Source organism: Pseudomonas fluorescens (assembly GCF_902497745.1).
Taxonomy (GTDB): Bacteria; Pseudomonadota; Gammaproteobacteria; order Pseudomonadales; family Pseudomonadaceae; genus Aquipseudomonas; species Aquipseudomonas fluorescens_BM.
Genome location: NZ_CABVHJ010000020.1, coordinates 27,383 through 44,580, shown reverse-complemented (window position 1 = coordinate 44,580; position 17,198 = coordinate 27,383). Strand labels below are relative to the sequence as shown.

Below are 17,198 nucleotides of genomic sequence, written 5' to 3'. Positions count from 1 at the left end.
GTCAGGGCCATCCCTCCGTCGAAAACGACTATATAGTAATACTAATTCACCAACAACACTTCCAAACCGAGGATTTTGCGCTTAGATTAAGCCGTAGCTGGAACACTATAGTCATACAATAAGAGATTCGATCATGTCTGATAAGAAACCCACCCTGCGCTCCGCCCAATGGTTTGGCACGGCCGACAAGAACGGCTTCATGTACCGCAGCTGGATGAAGAATCAGGGCATCGCCGACCACCAGTTCCACGGCAAGCCGATCATCGGCATCTGCAACACCTGGTCGGAACTGACCCCGTGCAACGCGCACTTCCGCCAGATCGCGGAGCACGTTAAACGCGGGGTGATCGAGGCCGGTGGCTTCCCGGTGGAATTCCCGGTGTTCTCCAACGGCGAATCGAACCTGCGCCCGACCGCCATGCTCACCCGCAACCTGGCGAGCATGGACGTCGAAGAAGCGATTCGCGGCAACCCGATCGACGGCGTAGTGCTGCTGACCGGCTGCGACAAAACCACCCCGGCGCTGCTGATGGGCGCGGCCAGTTGCGACGTGCCGGCCATCGTTGTCACCGGCGGGCCGATGTTGAACGGCAAGCACAAGGGCAAGGACATCGGCTCCGGCACTGTGGTCTGGCAGCTCAGCGAACAGGTCAAGGCTGGCACCATCACGATTGACGATTTCCTTGCAGCCGAGGGCGGTATGTCGCGCTCGGCGGGCACCTGCAACACCATGGGCACCGCGTCGACCATGGCCTGCATGGCTGAAGCACTCGGCACTTCGCTGCCGCACAACGCAGCAATTCCAGCGGTGGACGCGCGGCGTTATGTGTTGGCGCACATGTCCGGCATGCGTGCGGTGGAGATGGTTCGCGAAGATCTGAAACTGTCGAAGATTCTGACCAAAGAAGCCTTTGAAAACGCTATCCGCGTGAACGCTGCCATCGGTGGCTCGACCAACGCGGTGATTCACTTGAAAGCCATCGCCGGGCGCATCGGTGTCGAACTGGATCTGGATGACTGGACCCGTATCGGGCGCGGCATGCCGACCATCGTTGACCTGCAACCATCAGGGCGTTTTCTGATGGAAGAGTTCTATTACGCCGGTGGTTTGCCAGCGGTGCTGCGCCGTCTCGGTGAGGCCAATCTGATCCCTAATCCGAATGCACTGACCGTCAACGGCAAATCCATCGGCGAGAACACCAAGGATGCGCCGATCTATGGCGAAGACGAGGTGATCCGCACGCTCGACAATCCTATCCGCGCCGACGGCGGCATCTGCGTATTGCGCGGCAACCTGGCGCCACTCGGTGCGGTGCTCAAGCCCTCCGCCGCTACGCCGGAATTGATGCAGCATCGCGGCCGCGCGGTGGTGTTCGAGAACTTCGACATGTACAAGGCGCGGATCAATGATCCGGAGCTGGATGTCGATAAGGATTCGATTCTGGTGATGAAAAACTGCGGGCCGAAGGGTTATCCGGGCATGGCTGAAGTCGGCAACATGGGCTTGCCGGCCAAACTGCTCGCGCAGGGTGTGACGGACATGGTGCGCATTTCTGATGCGCGGATGAGTGGCACGGCGTACGGCACCGTAGTTTTGCACGTAGCACCGGAAGCGGCGGCCGGCGGGCCTTTGGCGACGGTGAAGGAAGGCGACTGGATCGAGCTGGATTGCGCCACCGGGCGTTTGCACCTGGATATTCCGGACGCCGAACTGGCGGCGCGCATGGCGGATCTGCAGCCACCGCAGCAGTTGCTGGTGGGCGGCTATCGTCAGCTGTACATCGACCATGTACTGCAGGCGGATCAGGGTTGTGACTTTGACTTCCTCGTCGGCTGCCGAGGCGCTGAAGTCCCCCGCCACTCTCACTAACAGCGCAATTCCCCTGTGGGAGCGAGCCTGCTCGCGAAGAGGGAGTGTCAGTCGACATCTATTTGACTGATATACCGCCTTCGCGAGCAGGCTCGCTCCCACATTTGGTTTTGTGTCTGCCTCAAGATTGTCTGGTGCCTGCTATGATGCGCGGCATCTCCATCGCTCAGGATCGCGCCGTTCCCCATGGATTACCGCAAACCCTCCGACCGCAAAAGCATGCACTCGCGCATCGTCCAGGAACTGGGCATGCAGATCGTCTCCGGACGCTTCAAGCCCGACGACAAACTGCCCGCCGAAGCCCTGCTCTGCGAGGAGTACGCGGTCAGCCGTCCGGTGTTGCGCGAAGCCACGCGGGTGTTGGTGGCCAAAGGTCTGGTGTATTCCAAGCCGCGTGTGGGAACAGTGGTCAAGGCCCGCCGCGAATGGCACATGCTCGACCCGGACGTGCTGCACTGGCTGATGCAAAGCAGCCCGCAGAATGAATTTTTCAATGTGCTGACCAGTGTGCGCAGCATCATCGAACCGGCCGCCGCCGCCCTCGCCGCTCAACATGCCACCGATGCCGAAATCGCCGGTATCGGTGAGGCTTACCAGCGCATGGAAGCAGCGCCGACACCGGAAGCGTTGTTGCAACCGGATCTGGATTTTCATAGCCGGATTGCCGATGCGACGCACAATGATTTGCTGGCGAACCTGTGCAACATGTTGTCGGTGGCGATTGCCGAGGCGTTGAAGCATTCGAATCAGCGGCCGAATTTGCATGAATTGGCGTTGCCTCGGCATAAGGCGATTTTGACTGCCATTGAAAATCGCGATGCCCTGGGGGCTCGGCATGCGACGTTGGTGCAGCTGGATGATGCGCGTAGTGCACTCAGCGTCGTGCTCGGCACTGAGCTTTCCTGAATCTTGAGACTGCTTGCCCTCACCCTAGCCCTCTCCCAGAGGTAGAGGGGACCGATTGGGGGATATTCAAGATCTACGCCGACCTGAACGATCTGCTGTGAATCCATAACCGACTCGACATCTCCAGTCGAACGATTTGCTGTGAATCCATAATCGACTGACATCTCAAGTCGAACGATTTGCTGTGAATCCATAATCGACTGACATCTCAAGTCGAACGATTTGCTGTGAATCCATAATCGACACGGTATTTCAGGTCGATGTATCAAGCCGCACACCTCGGTCAGTCCCCTCTCCCTCTGGGAGAGGGTTAGGGTGAGGGGCTCTTGATCTTCAGCCACAAAAAAAGCCGCAACCCTAAGGTTGCGGCTTTGTCGTTTCAGCCTTTCAGATCAATGCGCAAACAGCGAATTGCCCTTCTGCCCCGCCAGTTTCTCCGGCTTGATCAGGAACTTCGCCAGTGCCGGCAGCAGCCACAGCGCACCAAACATGTTCCACAGCAGCATAAAGGTCAGCATCAGGCCCATGTCAGCCTGGAACTTGATCGCCGAGAAGATCCACGTGCACACACCAATCGCCAGGCACAGACCAGTAAACAACACGGCCTTACCGGTGGATTTCAGCGTCTGGTAATAGGCCTCCTGCAACGGCAACCCGGCACGCAGGAAACTTTCCAGACGGCTGTAGATATAGATGCCGTAGTCGACACCAATCCCCACACCCAACGCCACCACCGGCAAGGTCGCAACCTTCACGCCGATGCCCATGAACGCCATCAGCGCGTTGCCGAGTACCGAGGTCAGCACCAGCGGCAGCACGATGCACAGGGTCGCCGCCCACGAGCGGAAGGTGATCATGCACATCACCGCCACGCAGATGTACACCAGAATCAGAATGGTCAGCTCAGCCTGTTTGATGACTTCGTTGGTGGCCGCTTCGATCCCGGCGTTACCGGCCGCGAGGATGAATTCCAGGCCGTCCTTGTTGTTGTCCTTGGCGAATTCCTGCACCGCGTGCACCGCACGATCCAGGGTTTCGGCCTTGTGATCGTTGAGGAACACCAGCACCGGCGCCAGCGAGCAGCTGTTGTTGTACAAGCCATCGGCGCGGGCAATCGAGTTGTTCAGCACGTCCGGGTTGCGTGACAGGGTTTCCCATTTCAGGTTGCCCTCGTTCATGCCCTTGATCATTTGCTTGGACACGGTCACCAGTGAGATCGCCGACTGCACGCCCTCGGTGTTCTGCATCTTCCACATCAACTGATCGATCGGCGCCATGGCTTCGTAGCGTGAGCAGCCTTCAGCCTTGGTCTTGACCATCACCACCAATACGTCAGAGCTGGTGGAGTAATTGCTGATGATGAAGTTGTTGTCCTTGTTGTAGCGCGAGTCCGGACGCAGCTCCGGCGCACCTTGATCGAGGTCGCCGATTTTCAGGTTCTGGCTGTACCAGAGGCCGCCGCCGAAAGCGATCAGCGCCAGCAGCACCGAGATGCGTGCGACTTTCGGATTGGCGAAGTTCGACAGCAGGCGCCAGAACGGGTGTTCGCGGTTGGCGTCCTTCTTGCTCTTGGCGATCGCCCGTTTACTGATGCCGACATAGGAAATCGCCACCGGCAGCAGGATCAGGTTGGTGAACACGATCACCGCCACGCCGATGGAGGCGCCGATCGCCAATTCGCGGATCACACCGATGTCGATGATCAGCAGTGTGATGAAACCCACCGCATCCGCCAGAATCGCGATCATCCCCGGCAGAAACAGCTGCCGGAAGGTGCGCCGCGCTGCGGTCAGGGCGTTGTCGGCCTCGCTGGATTGCAGGGCGATACCGTTGATCTTCTGCACGCCGTGGGAAATACCGATGGCGAAGATCAGGAACGGCACCAGCATCGAATACGGATCGAGCCCGAAACCGAAGAAGTGCATCAATCCGAGCTGCCAGACCACCGCCACCAGCGTCGTACTCAACACCGCAATGGTGCTGCGCACGCAGTTGGTGAACCACAGCAGCAGGATCAGGGTGATGACGAACGCGATGCCGAAGAACAGCACCACCATCACCAGACCGTCGATCAGGTCGCCGACCTTCTTGGCGAAACCGACGATGTGGATTTTGACGTTGGGGTTCTGTGCTTCGAACTTGTTGCGGATCTTGTCTTCGAGTTCATGGGAGAACTTGCGGTAGTCCAGCGCGAGCAGCTTGCCTTGGTCTTCCGGATCCGGGTAGGACTCCAGCAGCGGGATGTCGACGATGCTCGACTTGAAGTCGTTGGCCACCAGACGCCCGACCTGACCGGACTTGAGCACGTTGTTGCGCAGCAGATCGAGGCTGTCCTGCGAGCCGTTGTAGCTCTGCGGGATCACTTCACCACCGGCGAAACCCTCTTCGGTCACTTCGGTCCAGCGTACGCTCGGACTCCACAGCGACTTGAGGCCGGAGCGGTCGACGCCGGAGATGTAGAACACCTCGTCGTTGATCTGGCGCAGGGTCTCCATGTATTCCTTGGAGAAGATGTCGCCGTCGGTGGCTTCGACCGAAATGCGCACGGTGTTGCCGAGGTTCGCCAGATCGTTGCGGTGCTCCATCATCTTCTCGATGAACGGATGCTTGAGCGGGATCATTTTTTCGAAACTGGTCGACGGCCGGATCAGCGTGGCCTGCCAGAACAGGAAAACGCTCACCACCAGACAGATCAGGATCACTGCCGGGCGGTTGTTGAAGATCAGACGCTCAAGTACCGTCGCCTTTTCCTGCTGAGGAGTGATCAAGGAAGTCATAGCCCCGCCTTCTTGTTATTGATCTCGGCACCGTTTGGCTGCGTGGTGTGAACGCCACCCTGCCCGCTCAGAATCAGGTTGCCGTCGCCAGCAGCGGTGACCGATGACAGCGAGATGCGGTCCGGACGGTTGAACACGCTGAAGGTCTCGCCGTTGTCGCTGCTGCTGATCACCGAACCGCCGTTGCCGACGATGACGATAGAACCGTCTTCGAGCAGGGTCGCGCCAGACAAGCCGAACTCCAGCGCACCGCGCGCGGCTTTCAATTCGACCTGTTGCCAGGTGCTGCCGAAATCCGTTGAGCGGTAGAGATTGCCGCGCAAGCCGTAAGCCAGCAGGGTTTGCGGTTGTGCCGTGCCGATCACGCCGAACAGCGAACCTTCGTACGGGCCTTCGAGTTTTTCCCAGGTCTGGCCGTCGTCGGCGGAGCGGAACATGCTGCCCGACTCGCCGACGATGAACAGCCCGGCGTCCTTCACCGCCGCGATGGCGTTGAGGTGGAACTGGTCTTCGTTGTCGAGGCGGTCGCTGACGTCTTCCCAGTTTTTACCGCCGTCAGTGGTTTCCAGCAGCGCGCCGTAAGCGCCCACGGCAAGGCCGCTGTTGGCGTCCTTGAACCAGACGTCGAGCAGCGGCGATTCACGTTTGAGGTCTTCGAATTGTTTGGTCCAGGTCAGACCGCCGTCTGCGCTGGCGAGGATTTGTGCGTCGTGACCGACCGCCCAGCCGTGCTTGTCGTCGACAAAATACACAGCGGTCAGCAGTTGTCGGCTCGGCACCTTGGCCTGTTTCCAGGTTTTGCCCTGGTCATCGGAATAAAGGATGTGCCCGCGATCGCCGACCGCGACCAGTCGCGCACCGGCGTGGACGACGTCGAGAATCAGGCTTTTCGCGGCTTTGGCGGATTCGGTGGCATAGACCACATCGGCCGGGGCCTCGGCGGCAATCACCGGTGCCGATAACGTGGCAAAGCCCAGCAGCGAGAGTGCTGTGGCCAGCAACGCGGTGTTGCGTAACGCCGGCGGGCGGCAACGACTCATAGACCTTCCCCTATTTATTATTGTTAGGCCATCTGGCCTTCAAGGGCGCCGCAAGTGTGCTCCGCTGATGGCTGCTCAGGAGCATAGTCCTGAAACCCGCAATCCAGAGCCACTTCGGAAGCTGGCTCATCCTATCGGGCTTTCGAAACGTCTGACAATCGGCGCCACGTTATCTTTTGTTAACCGAAAGCCGCTCTCTGTAACAGATGAATTCCCTTGTGGGAGCGAGCTTGCTCGCGAAAGCGGTGGGTCAGGCAATGAACATGTCGACTGGAAGGGCCTCTTCGCGAGCAAGCTCGCTCCCACAGGGGTCGGTGGGGGCTTTGGGAGTTGAATACCTGACCATTCGCCGGGGTGATGCGGCAAAAGTCATCGAGGGGACTTGCACGATCGGTATTATGGTATACCATCAGACGCACAGACACTCTCAATCCCCCAACGGAGCAGCTCATGAGTTTCGAAATTCGCAAGATCGTCAGCTATGTCGAAGAAACCTTCATCGAAGGCGGCAAAGCCACTGACAAGCCGGTGACCATGGTTGGCCTCGCCGTGGTGATGAAAAACCCTTGGGTGGGCAACGGTTTCGTTGAAGACCTCAAGCCGCAGATCCGCGCCAATTGCTCTGACCTCGGTGCACTGATGGTCGAGCGTCTGGTCGGCATCATCGGCGGTGCCGAGAAGATCGAGGCCTACGGCAAAGCCGCTGTGGTCGGTGCCGATGGCGAGATCGAACACGCCTCCGCCGTGATCCACACCCTGCGCTTCGGCAACCACTACCGCGAAGCCGTCAACGCCAAGAGCTACCTGAGCTTCACCAACAAGCGCGGCGGCCCGGGCACTTCGATTCAGATCCCGATGATGCACAAGGACGACGAAGGTCAGCGTTCGCACTACATCACCCTGGAAATGCAGATCGAAGACGCACCGCGCGCCGACGAAATCGTCGTCGTGCTGGGTTGCGCCGACGGTGGTCGCCTGCACCCGCGCATCGGTAACCGCTACATCGATCTGGAAGAACTGGCCGCCGAAAAAGCCCAGTAATCACAATAAAAAGGCATTGCAGGAGCGCTCCATGATTCGGCTCACCGCTGAACTCACCCCGGCTGGCACCAGTTACCTGGCGACCGGCCAAGGCCAGCCCGTGGTTTTGATCCACGGCGTGGGCCTGAACAAAGAAATGTGGGGCGGGCAGATCGTCGGCCTGTCCAGCCAATACCGGGTGATCGCCTACGACATGCTCGGCCATGGCGCCAGCCCGCGACCGGCCAGCGGCACCGCCCTGCTCGGTTACGCCGATCAGTTGCTGGAGTTGCTCGATCACCTGAATCTGCCGCAGGCAGCGGTGATCGGTTTCTCCATGGGCGGTCTGGTCGCGCGGGCTTTTGCCCTGCATTACCCGGAGCGCCTGCAAAGCCTGGTGGTGCTGAACAGTGTGTTCAACCGCAGCGAAGAACAGCGTGCCGGCGTCATCGCTCGCACCGCGCAAGCGGCCGAACACGGCCCGGACGCCAATGCCGAAGCGGCGTTGTCACGCTGGTTCAGTCGCGAATATCAGGCAGCCAACCCGGCGCAGATCGCCGCATTGCGCCAGACCCTCGCCAATAATGATCCGCAGGGTTACCTGACCACTTATGAATTGTTCGCCACCCAAGACATGTACCGCGCCGACGACCTGGGCAGCATTCAGGCGCCGACGCTGATCGCCACCGGTGAACTCGATCCGGGTTCGACCCCGGAAATGGCCGAGCAACTGGCCCGACGTATCCCCGGTGCGAAGGTTGCCGTGCTGCCCGAGCAACGGCATATGATGCCCGTAGAGTCGCCGCGTCTGGTCAACCAGACGCTGCTGGAATTTCTGCAATTCGCACACTCCCGACAAAACCATATAAAGGGGATCGTTGCATGACACTCGCACGCTTCCAGATGTGCATCGGCGGAGAATGGGTCGACGCCCTCTCCGGCAAAACCTTCGAAAGCCTCAATCCGGCCACCGCTCAAGCCTGGGCGCAACTACCCGACGCTGATGAGGCCGACGTCGAACGTGCCGTGCAGTCCGCACAGAGCGCTTTCGACAGCCCGGCATGGCGAGGTCTGACCGCCACCGCGCGCGGCAAACTGCTGCGCCGTCTCGGTGACTTGATCGCCGAAAATAAAGAACAACTGGCGCAACTGGAAAGCCGCGACAACGGCAAGCTGATCCGCGAAACCCGTGGCCAGGTCAGTTATCTGCCGGAGTTCTTCCACTACACCGCCGGCCTTGCCGACAAGCTCGAAGGCGGCACGCTGCCGCTGGATAAGCCGGATCTGTTCGCCTACACGGTTCACGAAGCCATGGGCGTGGTCGCGGCGATCATTCCGTGGAACAGCCCGCTCTATCTGACCGCAATCAAACTCGCCCCGGCCCTCGCCGCTGGCAACACGATTGTGATCAAGCCGTCCGAGCACGCCTCGGCAACGATTCTTGAGCTGGCGCGTCTGGCCCTCGAAGCCGGGATTCCGCCGGGCGTGGTCAACGTCGTCACCGGTTACGGCCCAAGCACCGGCGCCGCCCTCACCCGCCATCCGCTGATCCGCAAGATCGCCTTCACTGGCGGCGCGGCGACGGCACGGCATGTGGTGCGCAGCAGCGCCGAGAACTTCGCCAAGTTGTCGCTGGAACTGGGTGGCAAGTCGCCGAATATCATCTTCGCCGACGCCGATCTGGACAGCGCGATCAACGGCGCGATTGCCGGGATCTACGCCGCCTCCGGTCAGAGTTGCGTGTCGGGTTCACGGTTGTTGGTACAGGACGAGATCTACGACGAATTCGTTAATCGTCTGGTCGAACGCGCCCAGCGCATTCGCATCGGCAACCCGCAGGAAGACCACAGTGAGATGGGCCCGATGGCGACCGCGCAGCAACTGGCGGTGGTTGAAGGCCTGGTCGCGGATGCCATCGCCGAGGGCGCGCGTTTGCGTACCGGCGGCAAGCGCCCGACCGATCTCGGCGAAGGCTGGTTCTATGAGCCGACGCTGTTCGAATGCGACCGCAATTCGATGAAGATCATGCAGGAAGAAGTCTTCGGCCCGGTGGCTTCGGTGATTCGCTTTAAAGATGAAGCCGAAGCGCTAGCGATCGCCAACGACTCGCAGTTTGGCCTCGCGGCGGGCATCTGGACGCGTGATCTCGGCCGTGCTCACCGCCTCGCTCGCGATGTTCGCTCCGGGATCATCTGGGTCAACACCTACCGCGCGGTGTCGGCCATGGCGCCGATCGGCGGTTTCAAGAACAGTGGCTATGGACGCGAAAGCGGCATCGATTCGGTGCTGGCCTACACCGAACTGAAAACGGTGTGGATCAACCTCTCCCAGGCACCGATGCCTGATCCGTTTGTGATGCGCTAGGAGTCCTGCGAAATGATCGAACCCGGCATTTACAAAGACGTCATGAGCTCGTTCCCGTCCGGCGTCACGGTGGTCACCACCGTTGACCCCGAAGGCGGGATCGTCGGCATCACCGCCAGCGCCTTCAGTGCGCTGTCGATTGACCCGGCGCTGGTGCTGTTCTGTCCCAACTATGCTTCCGACACCTACCCGGTGTTGCGTGATAGCAAGAAATTCGCGATCCATTTGCTGTCCGCTGACCAGACGGCTGAGGCCTATGCGTTTGCCGGTAAGGGCAAGGACAAGGCCAAGGACATCGAGTGGCATTTAAGCGAACTGGGTAACCCGATTCTGGCCAAAGCCACGGCGATCATCGAGTGCGAGTTGTGGCGGGAATATGACGGTGGCGATCACGCGATCATTGTCGGCGCGGTGAAGAACCTGATCCTGCCGGCGCAACCGGTGACACCGATGATCTACCACAAAGGCAAGCTCGGCCCGTTGCCGAACCTGGCCTGACAGCCTGACACGCTTGCCAATGTGGGAGCGAGCCTGCTCGCGAAAGCGGTCGATCATTCAACATTTGCATCGACTGACACGACGCCTTCGCGAGCAGGCTCGCTCCCACAGGGAACACCTGTGGATTGGAGGAATGATGAGTAACGAAAAGTACGAAAAAGGCCTGAAAATCCGCACTCAGGTATTGGGCGAAGCGTATGTGCAGCGTTCGATAGAGAACGCCGACGACTTCACCCGCCCGCTGCAGGAAATGGTCACCGAATACTGCTGGGGCCATGTCTGGGGACGCGAAGGTTTGTCGCTCAAGGAGCGCAGCATGATCAACCTGGCGATGATCTCGGCGCTCAACCGTCCGCACGAACTCAAGCTGCATGTGCGTGGCGCCTTGCGTAACGGCCTGAGTCGTGAGCAAATACGCGAAATTCTGCTTCAGGTCGGCATTTATTGCGGCGTTCCGGCAGCCGTGGACAGTTTCCGGCTGGCCCGTGAAGCCTTTGCCGAAGCCGACGCCGAGGCCCCAGTCAACCCCTCGGCTGTTTAGATGCCCGTCTGGCATGGACAGCCAACTTAAAGAGCGGACCCCATGAAACGCCAGCCACTCGACGACAGCTTCAAGGTCAATCGCAACCCCGTTACCCTGCGCGAAATCGTGCTGGATAAACTGCGTAGCGCGATCATGAATTTCCAGCTCATGCCCGGTGATCGTCTGGTCGAGCGCGATTTGTGCGATCGTCTGGGCGTCAGCCGTACTTCTGTACGTGAAGCCTTGCGTCACCTGGAATCCGAAGGTCTGGTCGAGTTTGCCGATGCCAAAGGCCCGCGCGTAGCGATCATCACCCTCGCCGATGCCGTCGATATCTACGAGTTGCGTTGCGTGCTGGAAGGTTTGATCGTGCAGCTGTTCACCCTGCGCGCCAAGGCCAAGGACATCAAAGCCCTGGAAAAAGCCCTCGACGAGAACCGCAAGGCGCTCAAGGACGGCGAGCTGCAGCAGGTGATCGACTCGGTGCAAGGCTTCTACGATGTGCTGCTCGAAGGCTCGGGCAACCATGTCGCGGCGACTCAGTTGCGTCAGTTGCAGGCGCGCATCAGCTACCTGCGCGCGACCTCGGTTTCCCAGGAAAACCGTCGTGGCGCGAGTAACCACGAAATGGAAAAAATGGTCGAAGCGATCAAAAGCGGCGATCCGCTGGCGGCGCATCAGGCCTGTGTTGATCACGTTCGCGCCGCTGCTGCCGTGGCGCTCGACTATCTCAAGCGCAAACAGGAAGAGACTGGGGCTACCCCACCAATCACCCTGCCGATCGCCTTGAAAGAACCCCGTATAGGTCACTGATATGTTCAGCCCGAGCTATTGCCCGAAATGCGGTGGCCCTGACCTCGGTCAGCAGATACCGGCGGGCGATACGCACGAGCGCCTGATGTGTCGCGGCTGCGGCTACATCCACTACGTCAATCCGAAGATCATCGCCGGCTGCATCATCGAGCAGGACGGCAAATACCTGTTGTGCCAACGCGCGATCCCACCGCGCCCGGGCACCTGGACGCTGCCGGCCGGTTTCATGGAAAGCGGCGAGACCACTGAGCAAGCGGCCATCCGCGAAGTCTGGGAAGAAAGCGGCGTGCGCGCGGAAATCGTCTCGCCGTATTCGATTTTCAGCGTGCCGAAGATCAGCGAGGTGTACATCATCTTTCGCGCGATCGCGCTGGAGATTACCGGGCAGTACGGGCCTGAGACCATGGATTACAAATTCTTCGCGCCTGAAGACATTCCGTGGGAGCAGATCTATTACCCGGCGATCCGGCAGATTCTTGAGCGCTATATCGAAGAGCGTCAGGCTGGGGTGTATGGGATCTACATGGGCAATGATGATAGCGGCAAGATCCACTTTATCCGCTGATCACCACCTATCCCCCCTGTGGGAGCGAGCCTGCTCGCGAAGGCGTCGTGTCAGTCGGTACACATGTTGAATGTTCGACCGCATTCGCGAGCAGGCTCGCTTCCACAGGGGTGAAGTGGTGTGGCTTAAACTGACGGCATACCTTCGACGATGATGATGTCTGCCTTCGCCCATTCTTCGCGATAACTTTTCGCTTCCTGATACGCCGCCGAGTGGTAGCACGCCACAGCCTTCTCATAGCTCTCAAACTCGATCACCACGCTGCGCTGCGGGGTTTCACGCCCTTCCATCGCCTCGCTGCGCCCGCCCCTCGCCAGAAACTTCGCGCCGAACGCAGCGAAGGCCGCCGGCGCGCGCTGGGTGTATTGGCTGTAGTGATCGGCATCGGCTATATCCACATGAGCAATCCAGTACGCCTTCATAGTGACCTCTTTGTTGATTTTGTATTATGGTATACCAATATATTTCCAACGAACCCTGAGAGTCCAGCATGGCCTTCAACAGCATCGAAGAAATCATCGAAGATTATCGTCTCGGCAAAATGGTCTTGCTGGTCGATGACGAAGATCGCGAAAACGAAGGCGACCTGCTGCTGGCCGCCGACTGTTGCACACCTGAAGCGATCAGCTTCATGGCCCGTGAAGCGCGCGGGTTGATCTGCCTGACGTTGACTGACGAACATTGCCAGCGTTTGGGCCTGGAGCAAATGGTCCCGGCCAATGGCAGCGTGTTCAGTACCGCGTTTACCGTGTCGATCGAAGCGGCGGTTGGCGTGACTACCGGTATTTCCGCGGCGGATCGCGCCTGCACGGTGGCCGCCGCCGTCGCCCCGAATGCTCGCGCTGAAGACCTGGTGCAGCCGGGCCATATCTTCCCGCTGCGCGCCAAGGAAGGTGGCGTGCTGACCCGCGCCGGTCATACCGAAGCGGGCTGCGATCTGGCCCGCCTCGCCGGCTTCACCCCGGCCTCGGTGATCGTCGAGGTGATGAACGACGACGGCACCATGGCCCGTCGACCGGATCTGGAGGTGTTTGCGCGCAAGCACGGGATCAAGATCGGCACCATCGCCGACCTGATCCACTATCGCCTGAGCACCGAACACACCATCGAACGGATTGGCGAACGTGAATTGCCGACGGTGCATGGCACCTTCCGTTTGATCACCTTTGAGGATCGTATCGAGGGCGGTGTGCACATGGCGATGGTCATGGGTGATTTGCGCCGTGAAGAGCCGACGCTGGTGCGTGTGCATGTGATCGATCCGCTGCGTGACCTGGTCGGCGCCGAGTACAGCGGGCCGACCAATTGGACGCTGTGGGCGGCGTTGCAACGGGTGGCGGCTGAGGGGCATGGGGTTGTGGTGGTGTTGGCTAATCATGAATCGTCGCAGGCGTTGCTCGAGCGCGTGCCGCAACTGACCCAGCCGCCGCGGCAGTTCAGCCGTTCGCAATCGCGGATTTATTCGGAGGTGGGGACTGGGGCGCAGATTCTGCAGAATCTGGGGGTGGGCAAGCTGCGGCACCTGGGCCCTCCTCTGAAATACGCTGGCCTGACCGGCTATGACCTGGAAGTGGTCGAGAGCATTCCGTTCACCGAGTAAAGCTGCCCTCACCCCAGCCCTCTCCCGGAGGGAGAGGGAGCCGACCGAGTTGTTTAGTCGCTATACGCCGACCTGAGATTCCGAGTCGAACTCAGGCCTTGAACAGCATGAAGATCTGCTCCCTTTCCAATACCGAGTCGAGCTCAGGTTTGAATAGCATGAAGATCTGCTCCCTTTCCCCCTCTCCCACTGGGAGAGGGCTGGGCGGGCGGCGTTCCGATGAGGGGCTGGATCTAAAATTTCTCCACATCTCTCAAGTGAAAAACCATCAGCCGCCAGATAACCGGTAAGGCAAAGTGCTTGCACAAAGTTTGGAATACCATAATATGATATTCCATAGACCGGACACTCCAACGAACGTCCGGCTACTGCTCCCGATAGGCGGGCAACAACGCAAGCCCGCTCAAAAACACAACAATGAGGGCGTGAAAATGGTGTTGAACAAAGCTGCAACCGCGATCTTTTTTGCGGGACTGCTCAGCGTCACCGGCCAGGCTGCAATGGCTGCCGAAAGCGTGAACTTCGTCAGCTGGGGCGGAAGCACCCAGGATGCGCAGAAACAGGCCTGGGCCGATCCGTTCAGCAAGGCCAGCGGCATCACCGTCGTGCAGGATGGCCCGACCGACTACGGCAAACTCAAAGCCATGGTCGAGAGCGGCAACGTGCAGTGGGACGTGGTCGATGTCGAAGCCGATTTCGCCCTGCGCGCCGCCGCTGAAGGCCTGCTCGAACCCCTCGATTTCAAAGTGATTCAGCGCGACAAGATCGACCCGCGTTTCGTCAGCGATCACGGCGTCGGCTCGTTCTTCTTCTCCTTTGTCCTCGGCTACAACGAGGGCAAACTCGGCGCCAACAAGCCGCAGGACTGGAGCGCCCTGTTCGACACCAAAACCTACCCCGGCAAACGCGCGCTCTATAAATGGCCAAGCCCCGGCGTGCTCGAACTGGCGCTGCTGGCCGACGGCGTAGCGGCTGACAAGCTCTACCCGCTGGATCTGGATCGCGCCTTCAAGAAACTCGACACCATCAAGAAGGACATCGTCTGGTGGGGCGGCGGCGCGCAGTCGCAGCAACTGCTGGCGTCCGGCGAAGCGAGCATGGGCCAGTTCTGGAACGGTCGCATTCACGCCCTGCAAGAAGACGGCGCGCCGGTCGGCGTGAGCTGGAAACAGAACCTGGTCATGGCCGACATTCTGGTCATCCCGAAAGGCTCGAAAAACAAGGACGCGGCGATGAAGTTCCTGGCCGCCGCCAGCAGCGCCAAGGGCCAGGCCGACTTCTCCAACCTGACCGCCTACGCCCCGGTCAACCTCGACAGTGTGGAGCGTCTGGATTCGACGCTGGCCCCCAACCTGCCGACTGCCTACGCTAAGGATCAGATCACTCTTGATTTCGCGTACTGGGCCAAAAACGGCCAGGCCATCGCGACACGGTGGAACGAATGGCTGGTCAAATGAAAATGGCGGCCACCGCGTCCCGTCCCTCCACTGCCACCGGGAGCGCCGCCAGCGCTGCCGGTTCGGCCCACGGAACACAGGCGGTTGCGATGCAGCAAACCCCGTCCCTCAGACAACGTTGGCGTGGCGCCGGCAACCTCGCCCCGGCGCTGCTGTTCATCGGCCTGTTCTTTCTCGCGCCGTTGATTGGCCTGCTGTTGCGCGGCGTGCTCGAACCGACGCCAGGCCTTGGCAACTACGAACAACTGTTCGCCAACTCGGCGTACGCCCGGGTGCTGCTCAACACCTTTTCGGTGGCCGGGCTGGTAACACTGTTCAGCCTGCTGCTGGGCTTTCCACTGGCCTGGGCGATCACCCTGGTGCCGCGTGGCTGGGGTCGCTGGATTCTCAACATCGTACTGCTGTCGATGTGGACCAGCCTGCTCGCCCGCACCTATTCGTGGCTGGTGCTGCTGCAAGCGTCCGGTGTGATCAACAAGGCTCTGATGGCGATGGGCATCATCGATCAGCCGCTGGAAATGGTCCACAACCTGACCGGTGTGGTGATCGGCATGAGCTACATCATGATCCCGTTCATCGTGCTGCCGTTGCAGGCAACCATGCAGGCCATCGACCCGATGATCCTGCAGGCCGGCTCGATCTGCGGCGCGAGTCCGTGGACCAACTTCTGGCGAGTGTTCCTGCCACTGTGCCGGCCGGGTCTGGCCTCCGGCGGTTTGATGGTATTCGTCATGTCGCTCGGTTACTACGTCACCCCGGCACTGCTCGGCGGTGCGCAGAACATGATGCTGCCGGAGTTCATCATTCAGCAGGTGCAATCGTTCCTCAACTGGGGCCTGGCCAGTGCCGGCGCCGCGTTGCTGATCGCGATCACTTTGGTGCTGTTCTACTTCTACCTGAAGCTCCAGCCGGAATCCCCGGTTGGCGCCAGTAACGCGAGGTAAGCCGACATGCTCCTGACCCCCAATGCGATGAGCCGGCGCATGCGCTTCGGCTTGTATGCCACCACCGGGCTGATTGGTCTGTTCCTGCTGTTGCCGATCGTGTTTATCGTGCTGCTGTCGTTCGGCTCTTCACAGTGGCTGGTGTTTCCACCACCGGGCTGGACGCTGAAATGGTACGGCCAGTTCTTCTCCAACCCTGACTGGATGAACGCTGCTGCGGCCAGCCTCAAGGTCGCTGTACTGACCACGATCTGCGCCGTGGCCCTCGGTTTGCCGACTGCGTTTGCGCTGGTGCGCGGACGTTTTCCCGGTCGGGAAATGCTCTACGGTCTGTTCACCCTGCCGATGATCGTGCCGCTGGTGATCATCGCCGTGGCGGTGTACGCGCTGTTTCTCAAGCTCGGTTATACCGGGACGATGTTCGCCTTCGTCGTCAGTCATGTGATCGTCGCGCTGCCGTTCACCATCATCTCGATCATCAACTCGCTGAAGCTGTTCGATCAGTCGATTGAAGACGCGGCGGTGATCTGCGGCGCCTCACGGTTGCAAGCGGTGTTCAAGGTGACCTTCCCGGCGATTCGTCCGGGCATGGTCGCCGGCGCCCTCTTCGCCTTCCTCGTTTCGTGGGACGAAGTGGTGCTCAGCGTGATGATGGCCAGCCCGACCCTGCAAACCCTTCCCGTGAAAATGTGGACCACCTTGCGCCAGGACCTGACGCCAGTGATCGCCGTCGCTTCGACGCTGCTGATCGGCTTGTCTGTTTTGGTCATGGTCATCGCCGCCGCGCTGCGCCGGCGCAACGAAATCAGCGCTTGAGCGCC

The 17,198-nt window shown here is 60.1% G+C and carries 16 protein-coding genes; 13 read left to right on the top strand and 3 right to left on the bottom strand.

Annotation, left to right across the window (positions count from 1 at the left end):
• The first annotated feature begins 133 nt into the window (after positions 1 to 133).
• Both F8N44_RS25095 and F8N44_RS25090 read left to right on the top strand, forming a co-directional pair.
• Positions 134 to 1,870 (top strand): IlvD/Edd family dehydratase, encoded by a 1,737-nt coding sequence (locus tag F8N44_RS25095; protein WP_007917984.1) that lies wholly within the window; start codon positions 134 to 136, stop codon positions 1,868 to 1,870.
• A gap of 186 nt (positions 1,871 to 2,056) precedes the next feature.
• Entirely contained in the window at positions 2,057 to 2,776 is a 720-nt protein-coding gene (locus F8N44_RS25090) for a FadR/GntR family transcriptional regulator (protein WP_134173689.1), read from the top strand.
• 392 nt (positions 2,777 to 3,168) lie between these two features.
• On the opposite strand, the gene F8N44_RS25085 is transcribed toward F8N44_RS25090, so the two are convergent.
• Positions 3,169 to 5,553 carry an efflux RND transporter permease subunit gene (locus F8N44_RS25085; protein ID WP_150652177.1) on the bottom strand — a complete coding sequence of 795 codons (2,385 nt, stop codon included), beginning with the start codon at positions 5,551 to 5,553 and terminating at the stop codon, positions 3,169 to 3,171.
• Positions 5,550 to 6,593 carry a WD40/YVTN/BNR-like repeat-containing protein gene (locus tag F8N44_RS25080; RefSeq protein WP_150652176.1) on the bottom strand — a complete coding sequence of 348 codons (1,044 nt, stop codon included), beginning with the start codon at positions 6,591 to 6,593 and terminating at the stop codon, positions 5,550 to 5,552. Before F8N44_RS25080 ends, F8N44_RS25085 begins: the two co-directional genes overlap by 4 nt.
• 450 nt (positions 6,594 to 7,043) lie before the next feature.
• Here F8N44_RS25080 and F8N44_RS25070 point away from each other — a divergent pair, with 450 nt between their 5' ends.
• The 7 genes from F8N44_RS25070 (at position 7,044) to F8N44_RS25040 (ending at position 12,376) form a co-directional block, all read left to right on the top strand.
• Entirely contained in the window at positions 7,044 to 7,634 is a 591-nt protein-coding gene (locus F8N44_RS25070) for an amino acid synthesis family protein (protein ID WP_007917992.1), read from the top strand.
• 31 nt (positions 7,635 to 7,665) lie between these two features.
• Entirely contained in the window at positions 7,666 to 8,499 is an 834-nt protein-coding gene (locus F8N44_RS25065) for an alpha/beta fold hydrolase (RefSeq protein WP_095122917.1), read from the top strand.
• Entirely contained in the window at positions 8,496 to 9,977 is a 1,482-nt protein-coding gene (locus F8N44_RS25060) for an aldehyde dehydrogenase (RefSeq protein WP_150652175.1), read from the top strand. Before F8N44_RS25065 ends, F8N44_RS25060 begins: the two co-directional genes overlap by 4 nt.
• A gap of 12 nt (positions 9,978 to 9,989) precedes the next feature.
• Entirely contained in the window at positions 9,990 to 10,475 is a 486-nt protein-coding gene (locus F8N44_RS25055) for a flavin reductase family protein (RefSeq protein ID WP_150652174.1), read from the top strand.
• A gap of 136 nt (positions 10,476 to 10,611) precedes the next feature.
• On the top strand, positions 10,612 to 11,016 hold the full coding sequence (locus F8N44_RS25050) for a carboxymuconolactone decarboxylase family protein (RefSeq protein WP_008088075.1): 405 nt from the start codon (positions 10,612 to 10,614) through the stop codon (positions 11,014 to 11,016).
• 42 nt (positions 11,017 to 11,058) lie between these two features.
• Positions 11,059 to 11,811 carry a GntR family transcriptional regulator gene (locus F8N44_RS25045; RefSeq protein ID WP_122607262.1) on the top strand — a complete coding sequence of 251 codons (753 nt, stop codon included), beginning with the start codon at positions 11,059 to 11,061 and terminating at the stop codon, positions 11,809 to 11,811.
• 1 nt (position 11,812) lies between these two features.
• Positions 11,813 to 12,376 carry an NUDIX hydrolase gene (locus tag F8N44_RS25040; protein WP_095111462.1) on the top strand — a complete coding sequence of 188 codons (564 nt, stop codon included), beginning with the start codon at positions 11,813 to 11,815 and terminating at the stop codon, positions 12,374 to 12,376.
• Positions 12,377 to 12,501: 125 nt separating this feature from the next.
• Here the strand turns inward: F8N44_RS25040 and F8N44_RS25035 are convergent, their stop codons facing one another.
• The gene (locus F8N44_RS25035; RefSeq protein WP_150652173.1) at positions 12,502 to 12,798 is read right to left on the bottom strand and encodes a DUF1330 domain-containing protein; all 297 of its coding nucleotides are present in this window, start codon (positions 12,796 to 12,798) and stop codon (positions 12,502 to 12,504) included.
• A gap of 68 nt (positions 12,799 to 12,866) precedes the next feature.
• On the opposite strand from F8N44_RS25035, the gene ribBA reads away from it, so the two are divergent.
• The 4 genes from ribBA to F8N44_RS25015 all read left to right on the top strand — a co-directional run bounded on the left by ribBA (position 12,867) and on the right by F8N44_RS25015 (position 17,193).
• The gene (gene ribBA / locus F8N44_RS25030; protein ID WP_123449002.1) at positions 12,867 to 13,976 is read left to right on the top strand and encodes a bifunctional 3,4-dihydroxy-2-butanone-4-phosphate synthase/GTP cyclohydrolase II; all 1,110 of its coding nucleotides are present in this window, start codon (positions 12,867 to 12,869) and stop codon (positions 13,974 to 13,976) included.
• Between the two features lie 431 nt (positions 13,977 to 14,407).
• A complete protein-coding gene (locus tag F8N44_RS25025; protein WP_007918009.1) occupies positions 14,408 to 15,433 on the top strand; it encodes an ABC transporter substrate-binding protein in 1,026 nt (341 codons plus the stop codon).
• Complete coding sequence (locus F8N44_RS25020; protein ID WP_191630949.1) at positions 15,430 to 16,377, top strand: ABC transporter permease; 948 nt, start codon at positions 15,430 to 15,432, stop codon at positions 16,375 to 16,377. The genes F8N44_RS25025 and F8N44_RS25020 overlap by 4 nt, the downstream gene beginning before the upstream one ends.
• Before the next feature lie 6 nt (positions 16,378 to 16,383).
• A complete protein-coding gene (locus tag F8N44_RS25015) occupies positions 16,384 to 17,193 on the top strand; it encodes an ABC transporter permease (RefSeq protein ID WP_007918021.1) in 810 nt (269 codons plus the stop codon).
• The last annotated feature ends 5 nt before the right edge of the window (positions 17,194 to 17,198 follow it).